Source organism: uncultured Methylobacterium sp., from assembly GCF_964251405.1.
Lineage (GTDB): Bacteria > Pseudomonadota > Alphaproteobacteria > Rhizobiales > Beijerinckiaceae > Methylobacterium.
Genome location: NZ_CAXUJR010000034.1, coordinates 5,690 through 12,019, shown reverse-complemented (window position 1 = coordinate 12,019; position 6,330 = coordinate 5,690). Strand labels below are relative to the sequence as shown.

At 68.7% G+C, this 6,330-nt stretch carries 7 protein-coding genes and 1 pseudogene; 5 read left to right on the top strand and 3 right to left on the bottom strand.

What is annotated here, in order from left to right:
• The 5 genes and pseudogenes from ACFE7U_RS08570 to ACFE7U_RS08550 all read left to right on the top strand — a co-directional run.
• Positions 1-628, top strand: a pseudogene (locus tag ACFE7U_RS08570) (class 1 fructose-bisphosphatase); the annotation flags it as partial.
• Positions 629-661: 33 nt separating this feature from the next.
• Positions 662-1,522, top strand: coding sequence for a phosphoribulokinase (locus ACFE7U_RS08565; RefSeq protein ID WP_375409309.1), 861 nt, complete (start codon positions 662-664; stop codon positions 1,520-1,522).
• 29 nt (positions 1,523-1,551) lie between these two features.
• On the top strand, positions 1,552-2,241 hold the full coding sequence (gene rpe, locus ACFE7U_RS08560; protein ID WP_375409308.1) for a ribulose-phosphate 3-epimerase: 690 nt from the start codon (positions 1,552-1,554) through the stop codon (positions 2,239-2,241).
• Entirely contained in the window at positions 2,235-2,990 is a 756-nt protein-coding gene (locus ACFE7U_RS08555; RefSeq protein WP_375409307.1) for an HAD-IA family hydrolase, read from the top strand. Before rpe ends, ACFE7U_RS08555 begins: the two co-directional genes overlap by 7 nt.
• A gap of 305 nt (positions 2,991-3,295) precedes the next feature.
• Entirely contained in the window at positions 3,296-4,042 is a 747-nt protein-coding gene (locus ACFE7U_RS08550; RefSeq protein ID WP_375409330.1) for a YebC/PmpR family DNA-binding transcriptional regulator, read from the top strand.
• A 128-nt stretch (positions 4,043-4,170) separates the two neighbouring features.
• Here the strand turns inward: ACFE7U_RS08550 and ACFE7U_RS08545 are convergent, their stop codons facing one another.
• The 3 genes from ACFE7U_RS08545 to ACFE7U_RS08535 form a co-directional block, all read right to left on the bottom strand.
• The gene (locus ACFE7U_RS08545) at positions 4,171-4,341 is read right to left on the bottom strand and encodes a hypothetical protein (RefSeq protein WP_375409306.1); all 171 of its coding nucleotides are present in this window, start codon (positions 4,339-4,341) and stop codon (positions 4,171-4,173) included.
• Positions 4,338-5,459 (bottom strand): PepSY-associated TM helix domain-containing protein, encoded by a 1,122-nt coding sequence (locus tag ACFE7U_RS08540; RefSeq protein WP_375409305.1) that lies wholly within the window; start codon positions 5,457-5,459, stop codon positions 4,338-4,340. The genes ACFE7U_RS08545 and ACFE7U_RS08540 overlap by 4 nt, the downstream gene beginning before the upstream one ends.
• Positions 5,460-5,471: 12 nt before the next feature.
• The coding region (locus ACFE7U_RS08535; RefSeq protein ID WP_375409304.1) for a TonB-dependent siderophore receptor at positions 5,472-6,330 on the bottom strand (859 nt) is incomplete at its 5' end.

Below are 6,330 nucleotides of genomic sequence, written 5' to 3'. Positions count from 1 at the left end.
CATCGCCTCCTTCACCGATCCCGGCACCGTTCAACTCGCGGCGGGCTTCGTCACCTACGGACCGGCGACGTCCCTCGTCCTGACGCTCGGGGCCGGCACGCAGATCTATACCCTAGACCGCGACATCGGCGTCTTTCGCCTGACTCATGCGGCGCTGGCGGTACCGGCCCAGAGCCATGAATACGCGATCAACGCCTCGAACGCGCGCCACTGGGACACTCCCGTCAAGGCCTATATCGAGGACTGCCTGCGTGGCGCCGAAGGGCCGCGCGACCGCGACTGCAACATGCGCTGGCTCGGCTCCCTGGTGGCGGACGCACAGCGCGTGCTGATGCGCGGCGGCGTCTTCCTCTATCCCGGCGACAGCCGGAAGGGCTACGCCCAGGGGCGGCTACGCCTCCTCTACGAGGCTGCACCCGTCGCCATGCTGATGGAGCAGGCCGGTGCCGGCGCGACCGACGGCGAGCGCCGCATCCTCGACATCGCGGCGACCTCGATCCACGAACGCGTGCCCCTGGTCTTCGGCTCGGCCGAGGAGGTGACCACGGTCGCCACCTATTATGGCGGGCGCAACCCGGCGGCGGGCCGCTCACCCCTGTTCGGTCATCGCGGCCTGATCCGGAACTAGGGACCATCAGGGCAGGTCGGTCAGCGAACGAACATGTCGGCGCGTCATCCCATCATCTCGGTCACCGGCTCCTCGGGGTCCGGCACCACCTCGGTGCGCAACACCTTCGAGCAGATTTTTCGCCGCGAGGACGTGAGCGCCGTCTATATCGAGGGCGACGCGTTCCATGCCCTCGATCGCAACGCCATGCGCAAGGCGATGGCGGAGGAGCCGACGCTCAGCCACTTCGCGCCGCGCGCCAATCTCCTTCCGGAGCTGGAGGAGGTGTTTCGCCGCTACGGCGCATCCGGCGGCGGGCGCACCCGGCACTACGTCCACGATGCGGCGGCGGCCGAGTGCTACGGTACGGCGCCCGGGACGTTCACTCCGTGGGAGGAGTTCCCGGCGGGCTCCGACCTCTTATTCTACGAGGGCCTGCACGGCTGCGTCGTCGACGACAACGTCGATCTCGCCCGCTATGCCGACCTCAAGATCGGCGTGGTGCCGGTGATCAACCTCGAATGGATCCAGAAGCTGCACCGGGACCGCTCGTTCCGCGGCTATTCCACCGAGGCCGTCACCGACGTGATCCTGCGGCGGATGCCCGATTACGTTCAGACGATCTGCCCGCAATTCACCTGGACCGACATCAACTTCCAGCGCGTGCCCACGGTCGACACCTCGAACCCGTTCATCGCCCGCTGGATTCCCACGGCCGACGAATCCCTCGTGGTCATCCGGTTCAAAGACCCGCGCGGCATCGACTTCGCTTATCTGATCTCGATGATCCAGGGCAGCTTCATGAGTCGGGCCAATTCCATCGTCATCCCCGGTGGCAAGCTCGATCTCGCGATGCAGCTCATCCTGACGCCGATCATCATGCAGCTCGTGGAGCGCAAGCGCCGGATGGCGTGAGGGCGACGCCCATTGACCCAAGGTTTCCCATGACCCGCCCCATCATCGCGCCCTCCATCCTCTCGGCGGATTTCGCCAAGCTCGGCGAGGAAGTGCGCGCCGTCGACGCGGCCGGCGCCGACTGGATCCACCTCGACGTCATGGACGGGCATTTCGTGCCCAACCTCACCTTCGGCCCGGGCGTCGTGAAGGCGCTGAGGCCGCACAGTCGGAAACCCTTCGACGTCCACCTGATGATCGCCCCGGCCGACCCCTATCTCGTCGCCTTCGCGGAGGCCGGCGCCGACGCCATCTCGGTCCATGTCGAGGCCGGCCCGCACATCCACCGCTCGCTGCAGACGATCCGGGCCTTGGGCAAGCGCGCCGGAATCGCGCTCAACCCCGGCAGCCCGGCCGCGCTGGCCGAGCCGCTCATCGACCTCGTCGACCTCGTCGTCGTCATGAGCGTCAACCCGGGCTTCGGTGGCCAGAGCTTCCTGCACTCGACGCTGGAGACCGTGGCGCGGATCCGCGCCATGGCGGCGGGCCGCGAGATCGACATCGAGGTCGATGGCGGCATCTCGGCCGAGACCGTGGGCCTCGCCGCCGCCGCCGGGGCGAACGCCTTCGTGGCGGGCAACGCGGTCTTCCAGGGTGGCCCGGCCGGCTATGCCGAGCGCATCGCGGAGCTCCGTGCCGGCGCGCAGGGTCACGGCCGCGGCGAGACGCTGTCATGTTGAGAGCGCTGATCTTCGACGTCGACGGGACGCTCGCCGAGACGGAAGACCTCCACCGCCAAGCCTTCAACCGGGCCTTTTCGGAGATGGGCCTCGACTGGGTCTGGTCACCCGCCACCTATGCGGACCTCCTCAGCGTCATGGGCGGCAAGGAGCGGCTGGCCCATTACGTGGAGACGGAGCAGGCCGCGAACGCCGACGCGTTGCGCCCGCACATGGCCGAGATCCACGCGCGCAAGACGCGCATCTACGGCGACCTCGTCGAGGCCGGGCAGCTCGCCTTGCGCCCCGGCATCGCCCGCCTCGTCGCGGAGGCGAAGGCCGGCGGCGTGCGCCTCGCGGTAGCCACGACGACCAGCCGGCCCAACGTCGACCGCCTGCTCGCCGTGAACTTCCGCCACGGCAGCGAGGCGGTCTTCGACGCCATCGCGTCCGGCGACGAAGCCGAACGCAAGAAGCCGGCGCCTGACGTGTTCACGCTGGCGCTGGAGCGTCTCGGCGTCGCGCCGTCCGAGGCGATCGCCTTCGAGGATTCCGCCGCCGGAATCCGCTCGGCGCGCGATGCCGGGCTTCCCGTCATCGCCACGCGCAGCCGCTACACCGAGAGCCATCGCCTGGAAGGTGCCTTCTCGGCGATCTCCGATCTCGGCGAGCCTGGACAGCCGCATCGACACATCGACGGCGTCGCTTGGCCGGACGGCGTCGTCACCCTGGCGGCCCTGCAGGCGTGGTATGCGGCTCGGGGCGCCTGACCGGCCGAGCCGACCCCTTAGCTTCGCCATGAGCTTTGCCATCAGCTTTGCCATCAGCCTGGCCATGAGCCTTGCGCGGAAACAGCGTCAGGCCCGCCAGTGCCCCGAGCACCGCCGCGAGACCGAGCCAGCCGGACGGGCCGGCCTTGCGCTCTGCATTCGCCCTGCTGTCCATGCCCGTCATCTCCGCGTTGCCACTGCGCGCGCAAGCGGCCTATAACCCGCGCCATCCCCAACGTGACGGCGTCGAGGAAGGGTCCCGGAGGGCCCCGGCCTCCGCCGCAATCGAGTTCGAAGGTCACGCCATGGCCGGCCATTCCCAGTTCAAGAACATCATGCACCGCAAGGGCCGCGTCGACGCGGTCCGCTCCAAGCTGTTCGGCAAGCTCGCCCGCGAGATCACCGTGGCGGCCAAGCTCGGCCTGCCGGACCCTGCCATGAACGCCCGCCTGCGCGCCGCGATCATCGCGGCCCGCGCCGAGAACGTGCCCAAGGACAACATCGACCGCGCCATCAAGAAGGCGTCGGGCGCCGACAGCGAGACCTACGAGGAAATCCGCTACGAGGGCTACGGCCCGGGCGGTGCCGCCCTCATCGTCGAGGCGCAGACCGACAACCGCAACCGGACCGCGAGCGACGTGCGCTCCGCCTTCACCAAGGCCGGCGGCAACCTCGCCGAGACCGGCGCCGTCGCCTTCATGTTCGAGCATGTCGGCCTCGTGGCCTTCCCGGCCGCGGTCGCCGATGCCGACGCGATGCTGGAGGCGGCGATCGAGGCCGGGGCCGACGACGTGCGCTCGGACGAGGACGGGCACGAGGTCACCTGCGCGCAGGACTCCTACGGCGAGGTCTCGAAGGCCCTGGAGGCCCGCTTCGGCGAGCCGAGCCGCACCGCCCTGGTCTGGAAGCCGCAGACCCCGATCACGGTCGACGACGAGACCGGCGAGAAACTGATCCGCCTCGTGGAGGTCATCGAGGACCAGGATGACGTCCAGAACGTCTACGTGAACTTCACGCTGTCCGACGCGCTGATGGCGAAGCTCGCGGGGTAACCTGGCGCCCGCCCCCCTCTGCGGGAAAGGGGAGGTATCGGGTTCCTGCGCGCGAGGCGGGCCTTTGCGGGCTTGGCGCTCTCCCAAGCCCGTGCGCTCGTTCGGCTGCGATCAGCAGCGGCGTCGCTTCACCGCCGCTTCATCGCGAAGCGGCAGACGCACCACGCCAAGATCAGCAGCGGCACCGTCAGCGCGAGCCACGAAACCGGCTGACCGATCTCCTCGACCAGCAGGGCGCTCAGCAAGCCCGCCACCGTGAGAACCGCGATCAGGGCAGGAACGGCGAAGACGCGCGTCACGCCACGTCCGCAAGCCTGGTGCAGGTGGAGTGCGCCGCCTTCGTCGCACGCCGGCGCGACCACCACAGGTAGAGCCCGCTCCCCAACACCACGATGCTCACGATGTCGAGGACCGACCAAATGATCTTGATGGGCAGGCCGCCGTAATCGCCGAAATGCAGGGGCTGCGAAAACAGGATCGCGGTGAGGTACCACGGCAGGTGCCGGGTCTCCGCCATGGCCCCGGTGGCGGCATCGAGGAGGACGGGCTGGAGCAGGCGCGAGGTCAGCGGCGTCATGCCCCGCAGGAAGACGCCGTAATGGCTCGCCGTGCTGAAGCCGGAGCCCGGAAAGGCGATGAAGGCCGCCTCCATGCCCGGTGCGGCCGCTCGCGCCGCCGCCAGCACGGCGTCGAGGGAGGCAGTCGCAGCCGCTGCCGGCCCGTTCCGATGATCCGCGATCATCGCATTCAGTTCGGTCGCCTTCCAGCGTCCGATCAGCGGCTCGGAGAGGGTGTTGATCACACCCGTCAGCCCCACCACGGCAAGCCATGTCGCGGTGACGATGCCGGTAAGGTTGTGGAGGTCGAGCCAATTGGTGCGGCGCCTGTTCCGGATCGTCCCGAAGGCGAGGCGCCGGGTGAAGGGCCAATAGAGGACGACGCCCGACACGATCGCCGCCACGAGTAGGGCACCCATGGCGCCGAGGAAGAGCTTGCCGGGCAAGCCCGCGAACATGTCGACATGGAGCCGCAGCACGACCTGCATCACGGCGCTCGTCGCCGGTCCGAGTTTTTGCGCCCGCGCGGCGTCGTAGTTCACGGTGATCGAGTCGTTGGGATGGGCGTCGGCCGCGCCGTTGAGGATGACGAAGGCCCGGGCCGGATCATGCCCGTCCCAGCCGATATACTGGATCACCCGGCCGGGATGGTCGGACAGCGCCGCTGCCGCGAGGCGGTCGACGGAGGCTGGGGTGCCGTCCGCCATGGCAGCGGGGGCAATGATGCCGAGTGCCTCGTCGATCTCGTGATGAAAGATCAGCGGCAGCCCGGTGAGGCAGAGCAGCAGCATGAACACGGTCGAGACGAGGCTCGACCAGGTGTGGACCCAGGCCCAGGCGCGGATCGTGGCGGGCTTCACGCGCTCAGCCCCTCACCAGCGGTAGCCGAGGCTGGCGGTGATACGGCGCTGCTCGCCGTAGAAGCACGCATTGGCGGTCGAGCAGGAGGACACGAAGCGGCGGTCGCCGGCGTTCTGGATGTTGAGGGCCGCGCGCCAGCCGGCGTGCTCGTAGTGGATGGCAGCATCGAAGAGCACGTACTCGGACACCCGCAGGGTGTTGGCGACGTTGGCGAAGGAATCGCCGACGTAGCGCACGCCGCCACCGAAGCCGAAGCCTTTCCACTCGCCGTAGGGGATCGTGTAATCCCCCCAGAGCGAGGCGAAGGTCTGCGGGATACCCACCGGCACCTTGCCGAGGTCGAGGCTGGTGCCCTCTACGGTCTTAAGGTCGTAGCTCGTCACGGCCGCCACGACGCTGAGGCCTTCGGCGAGGTTGGCGGTGAACGAGGCCTCGACGCCACGCGAGCGCACCGCGCCGACCTGGATGTTGGTGAAGATGTTGTCCGGGTTCGGGGTCAGCACGTTCGAGCGCTGCAGGTCGAACGCCGCCACGGTGAAGAAGCTGTTCCAGCTGACCGGCTGGAACTTGGCGCCGACCTCGATCTGGTCGCCGCGGTCCGGCTTGAACGGATTGCCGGCCGCATCCGTCCCCACCGTCGGGTTGAACGAGGTGCCGTAGGTGACATAGGGCGCGAGCCCGTTGTCGAAGTTGTAGATCAGCCCGAGCCGGCCGGTGAAGGCCTGGTCGTCGCCGCGCACCGCCGTGCCCGCGAGCTTGTTGACGACGTCGTTGGTGACGAAGTCCTGCCGGCCGCCGATGAGGAAGGTCAGCCGCTCGGTGAGCCTGATCTGATCCTGGGCGTAGAGGCCGAGCTGCTGCAGGTTCTGG